Annotated in this window: 17 protein-coding genes; 10 read left to right on the top strand and 7 right to left on the bottom strand. The window is 38.2% G+C overall.

The features are described 5' to 3' along the window. The first annotated feature begins 474 nt into the window (after positions 1-474). The 9 genes from LC115_02750 to LC115_02710 all read left to right on the top strand — a co-directional run bounded on the left by LC115_02750 (position 475) and on the right by LC115_02710 (position 11,007). Positions 475-3,651, top strand: a complete 3,177-nt coding sequence (locus tag LC115_02750) for a SusC/RagA family TonB-linked outer membrane protein (protein ID MCZ2355601.1) — start codon at positions 475-477, stop codon at positions 3,649-3,651. Positions 3,652-3,662: 11 nt separating this feature from the next. Further along, positions 3,663-5,048, top strand: coding sequence for a SusD/RagB family nutrient-binding outer membrane lipoprotein (locus LC115_02745; GenBank protein MCZ2355600.1), 1,386 nt, complete (start codon positions 3,663-3,665; stop codon positions 5,046-5,048). Positions 5,049-5,332: 284 nt separating this feature from the next. Next, entirely contained in the window at positions 5,333-6,376 is a 1,044-nt protein-coding gene (locus tag LC115_02740) for a T9SS type A sorting domain-containing protein (protein ID MCZ2355599.1), read from the top strand. Positions 6,377-6,585: 209 nt separating this feature from the next. Then, the gene (gene queA / locus LC115_02735; GenBank protein ID MCZ2355598.1) at positions 6,586-7,632 is read left to right on the top strand and encodes a tRNA preQ1(34) S-adenosylmethionine ribosyltransferase-isomerase QueA; all 1,047 of its coding nucleotides are present in this window, start codon (positions 6,586-6,588) and stop codon (positions 7,630-7,632) included. Beyond that, a complete protein-coding gene (locus LC115_02730) occupies positions 7,629-8,369 on the top strand; it encodes an ATP-binding cassette domain-containing protein (protein ID MCZ2355597.1) in 741 nt (246 codons plus the stop codon). Before queA ends, LC115_02730 begins: the two co-directional genes overlap by 4 nt. Before the next feature lie 12 nt (positions 8,370-8,381). Next, entirely contained in the window at positions 8,382-9,245 is an 864-nt protein-coding gene (locus LC115_02725) for a permease-like cell division protein FtsX (protein MCZ2355596.1), read from the top strand. Positions 9,246-9,275: 30 nt separating this feature from the next. Beyond that, positions 9,276-10,067 carry a 1-acyl-sn-glycerol-3-phosphate acyltransferase gene (locus tag LC115_02720; protein MCZ2355595.1) on the top strand — a complete coding sequence of 264 codons (792 nt, stop codon included), beginning with the start codon at positions 9,276-9,278 and terminating at the stop codon, positions 10,065-10,067. After that, positions 10,057-10,353: an Asp-tRNA(Asn)/Glu-tRNA(Gln) amidotransferase subunit GatC gene (gatC, locus tag LC115_02715; GenBank protein ID MCZ2355594.1), complete on the top strand. Its 297-nt coding sequence runs from the start codon at positions 10,057-10,059 to the stop codon at positions 10,351-10,353. The genes LC115_02720 and gatC overlap by 11 nt, the downstream gene beginning before the upstream one ends. Then, on the top strand, positions 10,354-11,007 hold the full coding sequence (locus tag LC115_02710) for a methyltransferase domain-containing protein (GenBank protein MCZ2355593.1): 654 nt from the start codon (positions 10,354-10,356) through the stop codon (positions 11,005-11,007). A 47-nt stretch (positions 11,008-11,054) separates the two neighbouring features. Here LC115_02710 and glmS read toward each other — a convergent pair whose 3' ends face one another. The 6 genes from glmS to LC115_02680 form a co-directional block, all read right to left on the bottom strand. Further along, positions 11,055-12,899, bottom strand: a complete 1,845-nt coding sequence (gene glmS / locus LC115_02705; protein ID MCZ2355592.1) for a glutamine--fructose-6-phosphate transaminase (isomerizing) — start codon at positions 12,897-12,899, stop codon at positions 11,055-11,057. Positions 12,900-12,948: 49 nt separating this feature from the next. Next, the gene (gene bamD / locus LC115_02700) at positions 12,949-13,788 is read right to left on the bottom strand and encodes an outer membrane protein assembly factor BamD (GenBank protein MCZ2355591.1); all 840 of its coding nucleotides are present in this window, start codon (positions 13,786-13,788) and stop codon (positions 12,949-12,951) included. Beyond that, positions 13,788-14,609: a hypothetical protein gene (locus LC115_02695; GenBank protein MCZ2355590.1), complete on the bottom strand. Its 822-nt coding sequence runs from the start codon at positions 14,607-14,609 to the stop codon at positions 13,788-13,790. Before LC115_02695 ends, bamD begins: the two co-directional genes overlap by 1 nt. A 90-nt stretch (positions 14,610-14,699) precedes the next feature. After that, positions 14,700-15,341: a DUF697 domain-containing protein gene (locus tag LC115_02690; protein MCZ2355589.1), complete on the bottom strand. Its 642-nt coding sequence runs from the start codon at positions 15,339-15,341 to the stop codon at positions 14,700-14,702. Positions 15,342-15,516: 175 nt separating this feature from the next. Further along, positions 15,517-16,689: a glycosyltransferase gene (locus LC115_02685; protein ID MCZ2355588.1), complete on the bottom strand. Its 1,173-nt coding sequence runs from the start codon at positions 16,687-16,689 to the stop codon at positions 15,517-15,519. 17 nt (positions 16,690-16,706) lie between these two features. After that, positions 16,707-18,203 (bottom strand): metal ABC transporter permease, encoded by a 1,497-nt coding sequence (locus tag LC115_02680; protein ID MCZ2355587.1) that lies wholly within the window; start codon positions 18,201-18,203, stop codon positions 16,707-16,709. A 182-nt stretch (positions 18,204-18,385) separates the two neighbouring features. Here LC115_02680 and LC115_02675 point away from each other — a divergent pair, with 182 nt between their 5' ends. Continuing rightward, a complete protein-coding gene (locus LC115_02675) occupies positions 18,386-19,228 on the top strand; it encodes an alpha/beta hydrolase (GenBank protein ID MCZ2355586.1) in 843 nt (280 codons plus the stop codon). Positions 19,229-19,281: 53 nt separating this feature from the next. On the opposite strand, the gene LC115_02670 is transcribed toward LC115_02675, so the two are convergent. After that, positions 19,282-19,527: a hypothetical protein gene (locus LC115_02670; GenBank protein MCZ2355585.1), complete on the bottom strand. Its 246-nt coding sequence runs from the start codon at positions 19,525-19,527 to the stop codon at positions 19,282-19,284. Positions 19,528-19,704: the final 177 nt, after the last annotated feature.

The following is a 19,704-nucleotide window of genomic DNA, read 5'->3' as shown; positions in this document are numbered from 1 at the left end:
AAAAAAACTCCCCAAAAAATCAAAATTTATTTTGAACGGGAGAAAATTTGGGCTTTTTTAAAAATTAGAGGTTATGCAACGCGCTCTATAAATTAAACTAAACTAAGTAGTTGTGGTTCAGAAAGTATAAAGCTATAACCTTATGCTTTCTGAACCACAATCTGATATTCACTCAAAAGAACTGCGTAAAACTCTTATCTATATGTAAAATATCACTCAAAAATCCCGATTAAGCAGTAAGAAAATCTCAGAGATAAGCAGTTTTTTATACTTTTTTTGAATATTTTTTTATCAGATTAATAGCAATAAAGATAATATCTAAACTACTGATAACAAGCAAATACGAACAAAATCAACGGCTTTCTGTAACTTGGTTCTACGAAAATTCGGAAAAAAAGTTGCTTAGAGGTTATACAAGATTAAAAATAATATTATTAGTTTTGCCTTAATGTAAAACCAATAAACGTTAGTCACATGAAAAGAAAGTTTTTGCTATTTGTGCTGGTAGGGTTTTACTTTGTTGTAAATGCGCAGCCCGACATCAGAAATAAGGGCAACAAAGGCAACAAGGGAACCACCAAGCCGGAAAAGGAGAACACAACTACGCCAAAGGCCGAAAAAGCCCTTACGTTGGTTAGTGGAAAAGTAACCCAAGAGGGTACAAATGAAGCCCTAATCGGGGCGTCTGTTAGCCTAGTTGATAAAGGCAGCGGAGGTGTTGTTGGCGGTGCCTACACAAATGCCTCCGGAGAGTTTAACCTGATGGCTGATTTATCAAAATCATTACAGTTGAAAGTCAGCTATGTAGGAATGAAGTCTGTGTTATTAGAGCTTACCAGCGGTAATACCAAAGACTTAGCGATAACAATGACCGAAGACGTATTGGGCTTAGAAGAGGTAGTTATCACTTCTTTTGGCCAAGCTGAGAAGAAAGCAAAATTGGGATACTCTGTTCAAGATATATCCGGTGATGCTGTGGTAAAATCCGGTGAAGTAAATTTGGTAAATGGTCTTTCTGCAAAAGTTGCCGGAGTTCAAACGATTTCATCCGCCGGCGTACCGGGAGCTTCTTCCAAGATACTTCTTAGAGGGGCAAGTTCTATTAATGGAGATAACCAACCCCTATTCGTCATTGACGGGGTTCCTATGGATAACTCCACTATGGACGGTGGGGATGCAGATGACCCCTATAACTCCCTACTATCTAATACTACCTACTCTAACCGTGCTATTGACATTAACCCCGACGATATCGAAAGTATCACCGTTTTGAAAGGACCTGCTGCGGCAGCTCTTTATGGAACCCGCGCCGGTTATGGTGCTATCGTCATCACTACCAAAAAAGGCGCTCATGGCAAAATGAAAGTAGAAGTAGGAACCACCTGGGGCTTTGACCACTATAACCGCTTGATTGAAACCCAAAATATATTTTCACAAGGTAGCGGAAATCGCTACAACCCACGTGCTTCAACGTCTTATGGTGCTCGTATTGATACACTCAAAATTAATGGACAGCCGGCCAAAGCCTATGACAATATAAAAAACTTTTTCCGCACCGGAACCACAATGACCAATAACATCAGCCTTTCCGGCGGTAATGATAACTCAGGATTCCGGGTTTCTTTTGGCCAAACAGAGCAAACCGGTATCGTTCCGAATACTGATTTTCACCGTTATACAGTTCGGGTTACCGGAGAAAGCAAACTCTCTGATAAACTTTCTATTAATGGAACGGCTAACTATATTAATTCAGGAGGTTTATCTGCCCAGAATGGCTCTAATCTCTCCGGTGTAATGCTGGGTTTAATGCGCTCCCCTGCTTCTTTTGACCTCAGTAACGGTTACGAAAATACCGATGGCTCCCAACGGACTTACTATGCCGTGTATGATAATCCTTATTGGACAGTTCATAAAAACACCTATCGCAGTAACGTTAATCGTATGCTGGGAAATGTTTCTGCTAAATATATGTTTGCCCCTTGGATTGACCTAACCTACCGTGTAGGAACAGATTTTTACTCTGACAACCGTAAGGGAATTAAGGCTATTGGCTCTAATGACTTTGAACAAGGAAAAATCACCCAAGACGTACTAAACCACCGAGAAATTTACTCTGACGTGTTGTTGAGTTTGCGGAAGTCATTTACCGAAAAGATATTTGGCAGCGTTACTTTTGCCAATAACATCAATCAACGTTCAACCAATCGTACGTATGCACGCGGAGAAGGACTTACAATACCTGACTTTAACAACATCAGCAACGGTTCTACTTTTTACGCTTCAAATTCAGAAACAATGATTCGCACCGCCGCTTTCTGGATGGATGCTAATGTAGAATATAACAACATGGTATTTTTCAACGTAAAAGGACGGAATGAATATTCCTCTACCTTTGGCCAAAACAAAGGATACTTCTTTCCTTCGGTAAACTTAGCTTTTGCCTTTACGGAATTAGCTCCCCTAAAAGATAACAAAATACTTTCCTATGGTAAAGTGAGAGTTGCTTATTCGCAGGCCGGTCATGAGCCTTTTCCGTATGCAACCCGCAGCTACTATACCACCAAAACCTATGGAGACGGCTTCGTTAGTGGTATTAGCAGCCCATTTTTGGGAAATAATGCATTCACAAACTCAGATTTACTTGGAAATCCAAACCTAAAACCTGAAAGAATCAGTAGTGTTGAATTTGGCGGTGAATTTAAGCTACTGAAAAATAGAATCTCTTTAGATGTTACTTATTATTCACAAGTTACTACCGATATGTTGGTTTATGTTCAGTTAGCACCTTCATCAGGCTATCGTGACCAGCTACAAAATGCCGGAAAAATGCAAAATAAAGGTTGGGAAATTATGTTAGGTGCCCGCCCAGTTCAATTAAAGAATTTTATTTGGGATGCTGACATCAACTTTACCCGAAACAAGAACGAGGTAAAAGAACTTATCAAAGGAGTAGATAAAATGGAGGTAGAAACTGGCTTTGGAGACCCCGGTGCCTTTGCTGCCGTTGGCCAACCTTATGGGATGCTATACGGAACTGCTTACCGCAGAGATGCTTCCGGAAACATTGTAGTTGATGCAGACGGACTTCCAATCAAAGACGAACAGTTAAAAGCTATCGCTAATCCGTATCCAAAGTTCTTATTAGGTTTCCGTAATACGTTTACTATCTTCAAAGATTTTACCGTATCAGCATTATTGGATTACCGAAAAGGCGGCTCTGTTTGGAATGGTACATTAGGTCGTTTAATTTTCCAAGGAACTGCTAAGATAACCGAAGACCGTGCCGATTCCTTTATTTTTAATGGCGTTACAGAAACAGGTGAACCTAATAACGTAAAAGTTTCTCGCATGGATTACTACCGTTATAGCTATAACACCGTTGGCGGCCCCAGTGAAGCCTTTATCCAAGATGCTACTTGGGTGCGCTTACGTGAGTTATCTTTTGCCTACAACCTTAAATTAGATACAAAATGGATTCGTGGAGTAGAATTTTCACTCACCGGACGCAATCTACTGCTATACACACCAAACTACAAAGGTAATGACCCAGAAACAAGCTTAACGGGAGCCGGATCTAACATTGTAGGTTTTGAATACTTTAATATGCCTAATTCACGCTCTTTCTTAGTTGGTGCTAAATTCAAATTTTAAACTATAAAAAAATGAAAAATATCATATTTCTAATAATCCTAACCGTAATACTCTTACCCAGTTGTAAGTTCACGGAGGATAAAAATGTGTCTCCAAACAGTCCGACCAAAGTTACAGAATCGCTATTACTAACCAATAGTGAAATTACCTTGTACTCACTTTATGGAAGCAACTTAGCCAGAATGGGTGCATTATGGACACAACAAGTAGGCGTATCAGACGGATCTTCACAATTTGTTGGTTATGACGTATATACAATAGATGAAACAGTTGCCGAAAATGAATGGACTACTATTTATTCTGACGCAATTAAAGACTTAGATGACTTGATTGATATGGCTACTTCCAAAGGAGATCCCTATTATATTGGTATGGCTAAGGTTCTTAAAGCAATGGCTTTGGGTATAGCTACTGACACTTGGGGCGATGTTCCATGCTCCCAAGCTGCTAAGGGTTTAGAGTTCATAAATCCTAAATATGACCCACAGCAAGCTGTTTATCAGGATATTATCCGTTTTCTAAAAGAAGCAATAGTTCATTTTGAAGCTGCCGAAGCCGATAATGTACTTTTGCCCGGCTCTGATGATGTTGTTTTTGGAGGCGATGTAGCCAAATGGACAGCCGCTGCCCGTATGCTCATTGTTCGCTATGAAAATCATCTATCCAAAAAAGATCCGACAGGCTCAGCCAGTAAAGTTTTAGCTCAAATAGATTTATTGGGTACAGACTTGAGTGCATCTAATGATATGATAGCTAACTTTGGTACCAATGCTTCTAATGCTAATTTCTGGTATCAATTTGAGTCTCAGCGTGGTTATTTAGCTGCGAATAGCTTTATGGCTAATTTATTAGATAGCCTTTCAGACCCACGTGTAGATGTTTACTATGATGTGGAGCGTGATACTGCTACCGGTGCTGTTATAGCAGCAGATCCGGGAGATGCTAACCCAGGTGCAAGCCGTATTGGAAGTTTCTTCTTACAGCCAAATTCTCCGATGCCGTTAGTTACTGCTTATGAGACTTTCTTCAACGAGGCAGAGGCTGCACTGCGTGCCGGAAACGCTGCTCGTGCCGCAACAGCATATAGCAATGGCATACAGGCAAGTTTATCGGCAGTAGGCGTTACCGGCTCTGCCGCCGCAAATTACTTGACAGCCCAAGCCCGTAATGCCTCCACAATCACAATAAAAGATATTATGCTGCAAAAATATATCGCCATGTATCTACATATAGAAACATGGACAGATTACAGAAGAACGGGTTATCCGCAAATTACTCCAAGTGTAACGAGTAGAGCCGTTCCGCGCCGCCTTCCTACAACCCAAGCAGAACGCTTGAATAATCAAAACGCAGTGGTTATATCTAACCCCAAAACTCCCGTCTGGTGGGATCTGTAAGCTATCCTAATCATCTTTAATCAAGAGAGGCTATCCCAAAAGGATAGCCTCTCTTGATTGATAAACTTTAACCCAATTTAACTCTAAACCGAAACAAATAGTTAGCTAAGTAGCTTTTGTAAATAGTGGCCAAAACTGCTTTCAAAGCTGTTTTTCTTTTTCTTTTAGGGTAAACCATTAAGCCATAAATTTTACCAGAATATATTTTTTTCGGATAACTTATGAATATTTTCTTGTACTTAATTCAAAATCAACTTATGTTTGCAACATAGATTAAAATTATCATGAAAGGAATGAAATTATTCTTTACAATTGGCTTATTAGCCTTTGGCTTTACTTGCACTTATGCACAGAAGTCCCCCGTTTTGCAGAATGCTACATTTAAAGAGTTAGTATCCGCCCCGATGATTCCGTCAGGAGGGATACACAAAACCCAAGTAGATTCTGCGTTAATAAACTTCCCTGATAGTATGACTTATATGGTTTATTTGGCATCAGGATACGGCTTTTTGTTTGGTCACAATAACTTTGAATCTTTAGGATTAAGCCCAAGAATGGCAGAAAAATACAACACAAATGCTTCACAAGTAGGAGCTAATATGTATGTAAAAAGTATTGTTACATACAATTATGGCTACCTTAGCGGTACTACTAATGATAGTGTAAATTATCGTGTATTTACAGTAAGTCCCGTAACCTATACACCAGAAATTGCGTTAGGTGGAAAGAAAATTGCCTATAATGATTTAGCCGTAGAATTTATCCCGGGTGTTTCTACCTTAAATGATGTTGCTAATTTTGCAAATCTTACAACCCCAATAGCTGTTGATGATTCTTTCTTTGTAACCTTTGAGTTAATGAACTTTAATAGTGCAGATACGTTAAGCCTTTGGTCAAAAAGATTCGGAGCACGCCCCGCAACAGACGGATACGGACGTAACTGTGTAGTTTACAATAATAACTGGGTTGATTATCTCGATATTAATGCCTCTATTGAGACTTCATTAGCAATCGTTCCGGTCGTTGATTTTACTACCAGCAACCCAAATTTGTATGTTGCCAAAAATGATTTAAAATTATACCCGGCTTTCCCAAATCCTTCAGCAGACCACACAACTATAAAATTCGACTTAGCAAACGCCGGTAATTTAGAAATTGCTGTTTATGATGTTAATGGAAGAATTGTTTCTAAGCAGTTATTAAATAACTTATCATCTGGTGAGCATACCCATACAATTGATACTCATACCTTTGCACCGGGAAGCTATAACTACATCATTAGCTCAGAAGCTGCTTATTTAGGTGGAAGTTTTATTGTTTCCCAATAAAATAATCTAAAACTAAGTTTTAAAATAAATTTATTTTTGGAAAAAAGAGGCATGAGCCTCTTTTTTCCATTTTAAGCGAGCTTGTTTAGGCTTCACAAACTTCAAAATCTATTTTATATCAATTTTATAGCTAAAAAATATCTACATTTCAAAAATACTACTTGACATAGCCTACCTAAAAGTTGTTACTTAGCACGTTTTTTTATCTCATGAAATTATCAGACTTTGACTATCCTGTTCCAAACGAACTAATTGCTCAATATCCATTAGAAAAACGTGATGAATCACGTTTAATGGTCATCCACCGAAAGACAAAAGAAATTGAGCATAAAACTTTTCGGGATATTTTAGGCTACTTTGAGGATGGGGATTTGTTAGTTTTAAATGATACAAAAGTTTTTCCGGCGAGGCTTTTCGGCAGTAAAGAAAAAACAGGTGCCCTGATTGATGTCTTTTTACTGCGAGAGCTAAATAAAGACAGTAAATTATGGGACGTAGTGGTAGATCCGGCACGTAAAATTCGAGTTGGCAATAAATTGTATTTTGGAGATGGAAACTTAGTAGCCGAAGTTGTAGATAACACAACGGCCAGAGGTAGAACCATTCGCTTCCTATTTGACGGAAACGAAGAGCAGTTTCTAAACAAGATTAACTTGTTGGGGCACACTCCTTTGCCAAGATACATTACACGAGATCCAGAACCCTCAGACCTAACTGCGTATCAAACGGTATATGCAGAGTCAAAGGGGTCAGTAACAGCTCCCTATGCCGGATTCCATTTTACCAAAGAACTTTTAAAACGCTTAGAACTACAAGGTGTTGAGCAGGTTTATATTACACTTCAAACTGGAATGTCTATCTTTAGGGACGTAGAAGTTGAAGATCTCTCTAAACATAAGATGGATTCTGAACATTTTAGAATCCCGGAAGCTACCGTAGAAATGGTTAATAAAGCAAAACAAAAGCGTAAGAAAATTTGTGCCGTAGGCTCAACGGTGATGCGTACCTTAGAATCCTCTGTTTCTGCCAGCAAAACATTAAAACCGAACGCTAACTGGACGGATAAGTTTATTTTTCCTCCGTATGATTTTAACATTGCCAACGCTTTTTTGACAAATTTTCAGCCCCCTCGCTCCACAATGGCTATGATGGTAGCTGCTTTTTTGGGTTATGATTTTTTCTTAAAGGTTTACAAAGAAGCCGTTAATGAAAAATACCGATTCTATTGCTACGGAGATGCGATGCTAATTTTGTGATTACCAATAAAATAGAGCTAAATTCCGTCTCAAAGACTTTTGGTACAAAGCAGGTTCTATCAAAAGTTTCTTTGCTGATAAAACCGAATGAGCGTTGGGCTATAGTCGGGCGAAGCGGTGAAGGAAAATCTGTTTTACTGAGAATTATGATTGGCCTAACGCCGGCAGATTCCGGCGATATACAAATAGACGGGGTAAAAGTACTACCATTAAACACAAAATCTGGAATTACGATTGCCCAAAAAATTGGTTTTGTCTTTCAGCAAGCTGCTTTATTTGACTCTATGACTGTGTTGGAAAACATCACCATTCGCTTAGCCGAAGAAAATACTTACGATGAATCAATGCGTTATCAGATAGCACTTCGTTTGTTAGCAGAAGTTGGCTTAGATAGTTCTATCATTCACCGGTATCCGGCAGAGCTTTCCGGTGGGATGCGTAAGCGGGTGGGAATAGCCCGTGCAATTGCGCATCAGCCAAATTTACTGCTATGCGATGAACCTACCAGCGGCTTAGACCCCGTTACAGCAAAAGCTATAGACACCTTGATCCTTGAATTATCCCAAAAACAGAAACTAACAACCATTTTAGTTACACATTTTATCCAATCCATTCGTACCGTAGCTACTCATGTAGCACATTTATATCAAGGAAAATTTATTTTTTGTGGTAATACCTCTGATTATTGGGGGCATCCACATCCGGAAATACAGCAATTTGTCCAACACAGTTATTAACTTTGCCGTACCGTGATTATTTTGCATCAAAAACAAGTTCGGACTACATTTTTTACCTCTACACTAACCATTTCTTTGGCTTTATTTTTCTTTGGCTTATTTGCTTTATTTGCCTTAGCCGGAAAAGTTGTGGTAGAGCAAGCCCAAGAGCAACTTGACTATAAAATCATGTTGGTTGATAATGCCAGTGAGCAAAGTTTAGCCCAGCTTAAATCGGCACTTGTTAAAAATAAAGCAATACGCTCAATTACTTACCGCAGTAAGACGGATGCTTTCAATGATTTTCAGTCAGTTGGTGAAGATTTTAAAGAGGTAATGGAAGGTTTTAACCCTTTTTTAGCATCCTTAAACCTACGTTTTGAAGCAAGTTTTGTTACACCTGATAGTATTCAGCGGCTAACAACTGCTGTTTTGCAGTTCCCGATTGTGCAAGAAGTGGATTATCCAATACACTTGATAGAGCAGGTTCAAAATAGAACAGGCAAACTGGTTCAATTAGCAGTGCTGATGGCTATTGTATTGGTAATCATTACCTTTTTATTGATTTTAAATACCGTTCGATTATCTATTTATTCTAAACGATTAATAATCAGAACGATGCAGCTTGTTGGGGCTACAGATAAAACTATTTTAGCTCCCTTTATAACCATTGGCATTACGCAGGGAATTTTGGGCGGAATAATTGCTATTTTGCTGCTAATCACTCTTATACAGATTGTTTCCTACTATTTTATCCCGATAAATTTTTTACTGACAAATTTTGGTTTCGTGATATTATGTAGCTTTATCTTAATTTTGGGAGTTAGCTTAGGTTGGGGCGGAAGCAGAGTAGCTGTAAAACGGTATTTAAATAAAAGTCTCGATGAAATTGCGTAGCTTTGTAGAGCTATTTTTAATCTAACTGTTATGTCGGCTATTTCTGCAAATAATGCCTATAAACAACCCGACCCAGACATTCCGATTTGGGCACTTATACCAAGATTAATCATAACTCTATGGGCAATTTTAGTATTTTGGGGAATCTTTTTGATATTATTTCCATGCTTCTTTGTCTTATTAATTCAGCCAAAGAAATTTACTCAGGACTTAGCACACGGAATATTAAACCGGATTTGGTCATTTTTTACTTTGTATGTAGGTAGCTTTACCCGCGTTGTAGTGATTAACAATACTTCGAACCTACCCAATAAACCCTATATTATCGCAGCAAATCACAATAGTTTTTTAGATATACCGGTTATTAGCTGGGCTGTTTGGCGGCAGTTACGCTTTTTGGGTCGCATTGAATTTAAAAAAATACCCCTTTTCGGCTGGATGTATGCAAGATTACACGTCCTGATTAACCGTAAAGACTCCCAGCAAACTGCCGCAGCTATGGAGCAAGTAAAAAAACACCTCTTAGAAGGAACTTCTATCGTTATTTTTCCTGAAGGAACAACCAAACATCCATTGCCCATAGGTAATCTAAAAAATGGCGCATTCCGATTGGCTATTCAGACTAAAATACCAATCTTACCAGTAACCATCATAAATTCCAGAAATATCTTAGACCGAAACTTTATCCTAAATCCCGGAACTGTTAAAGTTATTATAGACCCGCCCATAGAAACCGACAATTGGAGCGATGAATATCTGGATGAAGCCAAACAATCTATTCACAATTTATTTGAACAAAATATCAAACGCTATGCCAGTTGAAGTAAATGACGAACTATTAAACCGTCTATGTTCTTTAGCTAAGTTAAACATCAGCCCTGAGCAAAGGCTAACAGCTAAACAAGATTTAATGAAGATTTTAGGAATGATTGAGCGTCTAAATGAGCTTGATACTTCAAAAGTAGAACCTTTAGTACATATCACCCAAGAACACAATCACTTACGGCTGGATATTCCGGAATCTTCGTTAGCTGTATCAGATATACTACAAAATGCCCCGAAAAAAGATACTGACTATATCCGTGTCCCAAAAGTTGTTGATAAATAGGTGGTTACATGGTTTAGCTACCTAATTAGCTATTTTAAACCTATCATCGTAGCCCAACAGCATTCTGCTATTTCGGGTAAACTTGAGGTAAGCTTAGAACAAGGACGACTGCTCCTAAACTCAGATAAGGTAAATTATTCCGGTGGAAGTTTATTCTTTGTATTTGACCATGTCTTTGAAGAACTTGGACTTAAGCAAATTATATTTCATTCTGTTCTGATTTTGGGCTTCGGAACAGGTAGTATCCTTGAATTATTAAAAAAGCATAACGACCTAAAAATAACCGGAGTAGAAATTGATCCTTGCGTTATAGAACTGGGAAAACATTTTTTTAGCTGGCCGAAAGTTCCAAATCTAACTGTTTTTCAGGATAATGCGTTTTTGTTCTTATCAGAAACAACGCTACAATACGACCTTATTTTGGTTGATGTTTTTATTCATGATGAAGTACCGGAATATGGTAGTTCTGAGGTTTTTTGGAAAAATCTAAACCGCAAACTACTCCCGGGAGGTTATTGTTTGATGAATTGGATGCCCACAAAACCACAAACCCGTGAACGATACAATGAAAGCCTTGCTTATGCCCAGCAGCTATTTACTGAGGTTCAGACTGTCTTTTGTCAAGACAATATAATTATCGTAGGAAAAAAGTAACGACTTTACGTTAAAGTATTAAGTCTTTTAGATAAATCTGTAACTCTTTATTCAACAGTTACAGATTTTGCCAGATTTCTGGGCTGATCTACATTGCAGCCGCGTAATACTGCAATGTGATATGATAATAGCTGTAGAGGCAATACAGTTAATAGTGGGCTGAGAGCTTCATCAACCGGTGGTATTTCCAATACATAGCTGGCCAGTGGGTCAATGGTGCTGTCTCCTTCTGTTACAACTGCGATGATGCTACCTTTTCGTGCCTTTACTTCTTGAATATTAGAAACTATTTTATCATAAGATTTATCTTTGGGTGCAATCACTACCACGGGCATATTTTCGTCTATAAGAGCGATTGGCCCATGTTTCATTTCGGCAGCCGGATACCCTTCTGCGTGAATATATGAAATTTCTTTGAGTTTTAAGGCTCCTTCTAAAGCTATTGGGAAATTAGAACCGCGTCCGAGATATAAAAAGTTTGCTGCATCTTTAAAAACTTTTGCAATTTCTTGAATAGAATCATGCAGTTTTTGAAGCGTAGTTTCTATTTGTTCCGGTAAATTGGTTAGCCCTTGAATCAATTTATGATAACGGCTTAGCGAAATGGTGTTTCTTTCTTTTCCGAGTGCTATTGCAATCAAAGATAGGACTAATACTTGGGCTGTAAATGCTTTGGTAGAAGCTACTCCAATTTCTGGTCCTGCGTGGGTATAAACGCCTGCATGAGTTTCGCGGGGAATACTTGCACCTACGACATTAGAGATTCCCAATACGATTGCTCCCATAGATTTAGCCAACTGAATAGCAGCCAATGTGTCCGCTGTTTCTCCGCTCTGGCTAATAGCAATAACCACATCTCCTGGCCCAATAATCGGATTGCGATACCGAAATTCTGAGGCATATTCTACCTCTACGGGTAGCCGAGCAATCTCTTCAAGTAAATATTCACCTACTAAACCGGCGTGCCAACTCGTACCACAAGCTACGATAATGAACCGGCGCGCAGTAATCAATTTATCAATAACACGCTGTAAACCACCTAATTGAATTTCCATTTTTTCAATAGAAACCCTTCCACGCATACAATCATTGAGAGATTTTGACTGCTCAAAAATCTCTTTCAGCATAAAGTGAGGGTAACCTCCTTTTTCTATAGCATCTATTTCTAAGTCTAAAATGCTGACTTCTGGTGTACGTGCTGAATCACTTTTTACCGTTTTTATAGTTAGTTCATCTCTTTTAATGACAGCTATGTCATTGTCATTCAGATAAATAACATTTTTTGTGTATTCTATAATTGGTGTTGCGTCAGAGGCAATGAAGTATTCTCCTTCACCTATTCCGATGACTAACGGGCTGGCACGTCTGGCTGCGATAATGGTATCCGGTTGGTCTATACATAAAATCAACAGCGCATAAGCACCTTCTACTTTTCTAAGAGCTAAACGAACAGCATCAACGGGGGATACATCTTTTCCTACTTTGTAGATTTCGTCAATAAGATGTGCTAAGACTTCGGTATCTGTATCACTTTGAAACACATATCCACGGTTGAGTAGCCGTTTTTTTAGTATAGCGTAGTTTTCAATAATTCCATTGTGAATTATCGCAAATTTACGGCTACCGCTTAGGTGTGGGTGTGCATTCGCGTCATTGGGTTCTCCATGTGTAGCCCAGCGGGTATGCCCAATTCCGATACTTGCGTGTAATCCTTTCTGAGATATAAAATCCTCTAAATCAAGAACTTTTCCTTTTTTCTTGAACATTTGGATATTTCCATTTAGCACGGCAATACCTGCTGAATCATAGCCGCGGTATTCCAAACGTTTTAGCCCCTTAATCAGAAGCGGGGCAGCATCTCGGCTGCCAATATAACCTACAATTCCACACATAAGAGAAATAATGAGGATTCAGAGTTCATACGGATAAAAATGAGTATAGTTACGGTTTCGATTTTTTTTGAAACTTATTTAATTCACGCTGAATATCTTCGTGTAGATTTTCAGCCTCTTTGGTATATTTACTCTCCTTAAATCGAGTTTTAAAACGGTCATAATAACTTACGGCATCTAAGTATCGGGTTTCTTTTTTTTCGTCAATGCTATTTTGAGCCATTAGCACAGATGCTTTAAATATTTTAAATTGAGATTCTTCCCGAAACTTTGAATCGGGATAATCAGCTAAAACATTTTTGAATGAAATAACAGCTGCTTTGTAATATCCAATTTTATAATACAAATTTGCTTGTTTAAAGGCTTTTTCGGATAGACGCTCCCGTAATTCATGGATAATTTTATTGGTTTCCTCTGCTTTTTGGGAGTTGGGAAACTGGGCTAAAAATAGCTGAAAATAGTCTATTGTTTTAGCTGTTTCAGTTTGATCTAACTCATAATCAAGAGTTTGCTGATAATGGCAATAGGCTACCCGATAAGTACATTCTTCATATAGCGGGCTTGACGGGAACATATTGGTAAACTCTTCAAAGTAATGTGCGGCGCTAATATATTCACCCATATAGTATTTACAATCTGCATACCGATACAGCGTAGTTTCGTATTTGGCTGACCCTCGGTAGTAACTAAGCAATTCTTCATAAATAAAAGATGCTGATTGATAGTTTTTTTTACTGTGATAATGCGCAGCTGCAGAGTCTTTATCGCTTATTTTTCGACTTTTAGCTAACTTAGCGTATGGGTCGCAGGCCATAGTAATTACCGCTAAGATGCTCCAAGCAATAAATACACTCCTATATGTCAGTTTTTGAGGTAATTGTAAACGCATTAAGGGCGACAATTATAGTCAAACTCGTAGGTTGTTACTTTTCCTGATAAATCAGTTTGGAGTTCTTTTATGGGATAATTATCTGAGTTATAGTCTGTTACTGTTGTATAAGACTCTATTGATAAGAGGCCGGTAGAGTCCCTGACACTCATTTTGTTTAAGTTATAGCGGGAAAGGTAATAAGCGTTTACAAAAGGAACTTTTATTGGGCGAATGTGGTGTCGAGAAGGATTGTTTTTAAAGTCAGACTCATATTCACGCGTAATTACAAATTTAAATATTGAGCCTACCTTATTAAAGGTGCTATCTCGAACAACGTTTCCATAGGTGTTAAAGTTGAATTTGGTGTATCCAGCTAATTTCGGTATTCCGGTATGGTTGTCAAATAAGTTCCGGCGGATGATTCTACCTAAATCATCGTATTCATAAGTTTCGTATAGAACTTCTTCCAGAGATTGGCCTCCGGAAGTCGGCTCAAAGCTACTTGCTCGTGATAGTCTTCCAAGCTCATTCCAAGTAAAGGTCAAAAAAGCTAATGATTGTGTATCGCTGGTAAAATGTTGGTAACGAATCATTCTACCAGATGCATCCCAACGATATGAGGCGTAGCCCAATTCATTCCCAAGCGAATCTTTTAAGTAGTTGTTAATCGGTAAGTTATCTCTATCTAACTTAATACTGGCCACCGTAGTTCCATTTATTTTATATACCAACGGATAGCACGCCCTGTCTATGGCACGATCTTCTTCCTTTTTACAACCTAATAATACCCAGCTAATTACAAATAAAAAAATAGATAAGCTGCCGTAGAGTTTAAACATCTCTAAGTGTTTGATTTGTTTGCGAATTTACTGCTTTTTTGTTTCTAACGATATTTTTTTTCCCCAGATAAGACTTTGGGGATATTTTGGCTATAAGCGTTCTAATAGTTTGCTTTTCTGTGATTGAAATTCTTCGTCGCTAATAAGCCCATTAACACGCATTTGATTTAATTTTTCTATTTTAGAAAAAACATCATCAGCTTGTTCTTTGGTTACCGGAGTTGTTTTTGTTTTTTCTTCCTGCATTTTGGAGGCTACTTTTTTCCCTTTTTCAAATTCATCTTCATACATCTTTTTAAAGGCGTTTGTGTCAAAGTTAAATAGCTCACCATTGCTCTCAAAATGCTTTACAAATACTTGTCCTAACGCATAGGTAGATGCTCCCGAAAGCACCGCCATAGAAACTCCGCCGATAAAAGACCCTACTAATGGAATCCCTTTCATAAAACTAGCTCCCAATCTTGCTAACGTAGAACCCGCTAATGAAGATACTATTGCCTTTCCATTGTTTTCAGAATATTCTTTGCCATATAAAAGACTTAATTGCCGAACCATATCTAATTGAACTATCGTTACAGCAGCAATATCTAAAACAGGAATCGGTACTAAACCAGCCCCCAATGAAAACAAAACATGGCGACGTACAATCGCTTGTGCTTCTTCTGACTTACTCATAGGCTTAAATGTGTTTTTGATAGTATCTTCAGCATATTTTAACAACGGGTCTAACATATTTCTAAGTGTTAATTATTAATCTTTCGTTCTTACGTAAAAACCGGAACGAAAGTTTTGACAAATATAAAAAAAAATAGAACGTTTACAGTTTGATACTTTTTCCGCTCAAAATAAAAGAGGCTAAATTAGGCATTATTAATAGAAGGCTTTGGGGGTTATGATTTAGAATGTGTTATAGTAATTTTTCAAAATCAGCAATCATAGCTTCGGCAGCCGGTTTTAATTGTGCATTTTTAAGAACCCATTGTTGATTCCTTTGCTTAAAAGTATCCTTATTTTCAAGTAGTTGGGGAAGTTTTAAGAGTGTTTTTGAAAGTAATTGTGGTTCAAATGGGTGAACCAAGATTCCGTTATAGCCATCTTGCATCAGTTCTGTATGTGCCGGAATGTGGTTGTATATAGGAATAGCTCCCACAAAACGGCCTTCATTAAGCGTTGAAGAAAAACCGTCATAGCTTGGAGCATTGATAAAAGCATCTGTAATCTGCCATATTTTAAGCACATCAACTCTGGAAATTTGATGAGGTATCCAAGTAAAACTTTCAGGATATTGATATTCAATTTTTTGGGCTAAATCTTTTATGTATTCTGCGATGGAATAACCTGCGGAAAGCATGATAAATTTCCAATTTGTTAATCCTTTATGGAGTGCTTGCTGTACGGCTTCCAGAATAATATCCGCCTGATAAAAGTAGTTTGCGCCGCGCGGGATGAGGCAGAGATTTTGCCCCGCCTTTAAACTCCATTTCTTGCGTTCAGATTCTTTTTCAGCCTCTGTAAGTTGAAATAACTCCGGCTCTATCCCCCACCGAAGATGGCGCAGTTTTTCAGGGTTTACTCCAAAATCAAGTTGTAATGTTCTGATAATTTCCTGATTATCAGCAGTTATTAAATTAGCTTGATTTACTACACGCTGTACTTCATGCTTAAAAAAATAGTGTTTCATTTTTCCCCAATAAGAAATCTTAGCTTGTTCTGGACCTTCCCATGAACGGCTATTAGGTTGAATATCAGAACGGTATTCTAACACATCTGCACCAATGGCAGCCGCTACAATAGGCAGGTTTCCTGTTGCTAATATCCCCCAAGTCCCAAAAGGCGTTAAATGTAAAGGATGAACAATTTGAATCTTATCCTGCAAAAATAACCGATTGAGTTTTCCGGCAGTAAGCCAAAAATCAGGATACCGATAGCCGAAAAATGTATTTAACGTTCTGACTGTTACATTTTTAATATCATGATGTGTAAAGCCATAGACAAAAACATCTGCTCCTAAATCAGCCAGAGCTTGCGCCCATTTTTGGCAGTGAAAATTACTTGCTTGGGATAAAATAGCTACACGCATCAAAAATAAAATGAGGTTCAGTTAAAAAATTTTACCCAAGTTTGGTTAGCTATTTCGATAGGTATAGAAACCGATTTATCTAAAGTTTTCACTTCAATTTGGGAGTCTGTTTTCCTGCAAACCGTAATTAGTTGGTTGGGGGCGATACCTAACTCCCAATAGGTAGCTACGATGTTGTTGTTGGGTTGGTTTAACAGTAATACAAGTTTTTTCTCTTCTTGAGCTTGGGCAAGAGTTTGAACTTCAGCTTCTTGGGAAAACTTAGGAATGATTGACCCATGTGGGTCTGTTTGCGGATTCCCCAATGAATTTTCTAACTCATTGATAAACAGGGGGGGTAAAAAATGTTCGTATTCTTCTGCTTCTATGTGGACGTTATCTTGGTGCTGCCCAAGTTCATGAACCAAAAAATGCTCCCACAGCCGGTGTGCCCGAATCATAAAAAACGCCTTTTCAACTCCTTTGTGGGTTAAGCGTAGATTATTTCTATTCCTCAAAATAATATTTTGGGATTCTAAAGATTTAGAATGTCTTTTTAATTTACTGCGTGGCCATTTTAGCTGTTTTTGTAATTCTGCAAAAGATATTTCTGCATCAGGCCCTAATAAAGCAAGTTGTTTCAAAATATCTTCTTGGCAAATCCTATTGTTATTCAAATAGTTACGTTTTAATACTATCAAGATTCCATGATTAGGAGAGAATAAGACGGTAAAGCTGTAAACGATTCCGGCTACGATAATCATCGCCGGGCCGGGAGTAGTTTGCACCCAAACAGAAAGTAGCATTCCAACCACAGTAGAAAAAATACCAATCCCGACAGACCACGCTAAAACAGCCGAAAGCCGTTTGCTAATCAACTGGGCAGCAGAAGCCGGAATAACCAACATCCCTACAACCAAAATGACTCCCACAGACTGCAATGCCGAAACTATGGTGAACGAAAGTAATAACATCAAAAAATAATGAATACTGCTGGTAGAAATTCCCATTGTTTCAGCAACTTGCGGCTGAAAGGTGCTGATTAAAAAATATCGGTAAAAAACTAGAATCGCAACCGTTACATAAACGCCAATAGCTAATGAAAGCAATGTATCCTGAAATGTGCTGCTTAATAGGTTTCCAAAGAGAAAGTCTTTTAGGTCTAAATGAACCCCTCGTTGGTGCGTAAGCCAAGAGATTCCCATTACTCCGGCAGCAAACATCACCGAAAAAATAATGCCGATAGCTGCATCTTCACGTGTATTGGTCTTCCGTTGAATCCAAGTAATCAACAATGCGGCGACAAGTCCGGCAATTACGGAACCCGTAAACAATGCCGTAGTGCTATAACCGACAAGCATAAAGGCTACCACCACACCCGGCAATATCGCATGGGAAAGCGCATCCCCTACCAAAGCCATTCTGCGTAAGAGTATAAACGGCCCCAACAACCCGCAGGTATAACCAACTAATACTGCCGTTGTTAAAGCCCGCCAAGCATACGGCTGAAAAAAAAACGACTCTATTAAATCCATTATTCCATTATTTAGTAGATTCTCCCACTAAAAATCCGATAAGCAAATGTAGGGAATATTTTGGATAACATTGTCCCTTTTAAGTAAACACTGATTTTTACTATTTTTGCCGGCAACTTTTTCAAAACTAAGTTGATTTTAAGAATTTACTTTTGGGTAAAGTCTATCCAGATATTTATTTAATGCGTTTTAATATTCTTTCTAACAGCCGTATTATTAAGCAATGTGTGTTGTTTATTACGCTGATAGGTGTTGTTTTCGGGGGATATACTCAGGTAAAAGATACCACCGTTAGTATTGGAAAAATCAAGGTTCATGCACAAATCAGCGGAAAAGCGGGTGCTCCGTTTGTGCTTGTATTGCATGGGGGATTTCAAGAAATAGCCGAAATGAAATCTCAGATTAAAGCCTTAGAACCCAAATACCGAGTTATAGCAATGGATACACGCGGGCACGGACGTTCTTCTTTTGTGGATTCTTCATTGAGTTATGAAGTCTTTACCCATGATGCCATTCAACTATTAGATAAATTCAAAATTACCAAAACCCACGTTGTGGGCTGGAGCGATGGTGGCATAACCGGCTTATACTTAGCCTTTTTGTATCCCGAAAGGATTCTATCATTAGTAGCTATCGGTGTAAATAGCCGTCCGGATTCCACTGCCTTACAACCCAGAATTGTAGCCAACTTCAAGAATTGGGATAACGACAAAGTTGCCCAAAAGTGTAGTTTATTGTATCCCAAACATCCTAACCCTAAATCATTTCCGGCTTTTGCCAAAAGAATGGGAGTTATGTACCAAAAGTATCCTCAAATAACAGATGCACAGTTACAAAAAATAGTTTGCCCGGTATTGTTGATTTTTGGTGAAAATGATATTGTTTTGCCGGATCATCCAATCGAGTTAAACCGTAAAATACCGAATTCTAAACTCGAAATCATACCTCAAGCCACTCATTATTGCCCTCAAACACATTCTTCGGTTGTAAATAAACTTATCGTTAATTTTTTAGATACCAACTAAATAGCAAAAAAAAACCTCTCCCTAAGGAGAGGTTACCTTATAAAAGGAGTATCTCAATTGCCGAATAAGTTCATCCGAGCTTCTACCGAAGTAAGTACCCGATGAATGCGAGAATATTCTGCTTCATTCAGATTTCTAATTCCGGTGCGCTCTGCTTCATGAATAGTATCTAATGAAAAACCTATTTCATGAAGGTTCGTTTTGTTATTCAGGCGATTAACCCGAACTTGGGTCATTTCTGAATTCAGAAAATGTTTGACAACAGAGATACGTGTTTCGAGTTCATTAATGTTAAACATCGTGTTAAAGAAACAGGCAATCTACGAAATTATTTAGCCCTTTGTCAAGAGAAAAATTGGATTTTGATATAATAATTTTGGTTGTGATTTAGAACAGGATGAAAACTTAGTTTTTGAATCGGAATCAACTGAAATCAACCGTTTCAATACAAAGAGTTCTGTACACGAAAAAAAACT

This window comes from Bacteroidia bacterium, assembly GCA_026932145.1.
GTDB lineage: Bacteria > Bacteroidota > Bacteroidia > J057 > JAIXKT01 > JAIXKT01.
Note: the sequence above shows the minus strand (reverse complement) of the source record. Positions and strands in the feature narration are given on the sequence as shown.

Bases quoted from the DNA above. Each gene is read 5' to 3' on its own strand.
- LC115_02695 (MCZ2355590.1), bottom strand. From the start codon at position 14,609: ATGTTTAAACTCTACGGCAGCTTATCTATTTTTTTATTTGTAATTAGC.
- LC115_02680 (MCZ2355587.1), bottom strand. From the start codon at position 18,203: ATGGATTTAATAGAGTCGTTTTTTTTTCAGCCGTATGCTTGGCGGGCT.
- gatC (MCZ2355594.1), top strand. From the start codon at position 10,057: ATGCCAGTTGAAGTAAATGACGAACTATTAAACCGTCTATGTTCTTTA.
- queA (MCZ2355598.1), top strand. From the start codon at position 6,586: ATGAAATTATCAGACTTTGACTATCCTGTTCCAAACGAACTAATTGCT.
- glmS (MCZ2355592.1), bottom strand. From the start codon at position 12,899: ATGTGTGGAATTGTAGGTTATATTGGCAGCCGAGATGCTGCCCCGCTT.
- LC115_02720 (MCZ2355595.1), top strand. From the start codon at position 9,276: ATGTCGGCTATTTCTGCAAATAATGCCTATAAACAACCCGACCCAGAC.
- LC115_02675 (MCZ2355586.1), top strand. From the start codon at position 18,386: ATGCGTTTTAATATTCTTTCTAACAGCCGTATTATTAAGCAATGTGTG.
- LC115_02745 (MCZ2355600.1), top strand. From the start codon at position 3,663: ATGAAAAATATCATATTTCTAATAATCCTAACCGTAATACTCTTACCC.
- LC115_02750 (MCZ2355601.1), top strand. From the start codon at position 475: ATGAAAAGAAAGTTTTTGCTATTTGTGCTGGTAGGGTTTTACTTTGTT.
- bamD (MCZ2355591.1), bottom strand. From the start codon at position 13,788: ATGCGTTTACAATTACCTCAAAAACTGACATATAGGAGTGTATTTATT.
- LC115_02690 (MCZ2355589.1), bottom strand. From the start codon at position 15,341: ATGTTAGACCCGTTGTTAAAATATGCTGAAGATACTATCAAAAACACA.
- LC115_02685 (MCZ2355588.1), bottom strand. From the start codon at position 16,689: ATGCGTGTAGCTATTTTATCCCAAGCAAGTAATTTTCACTGCCAAAAA.
- LC115_02670 (MCZ2355585.1), bottom strand. From the start codon at position 19,527: ATGTTTAACATTAATGAACTCGAAACACGTATCTCTGTTGTCAAACAT.
- LC115_02740 (MCZ2355599.1), top strand. From the start codon at position 5,333: ATGAAAGGAATGAAATTATTCTTTACAATTGGCTTATTAGCCTTTGGC.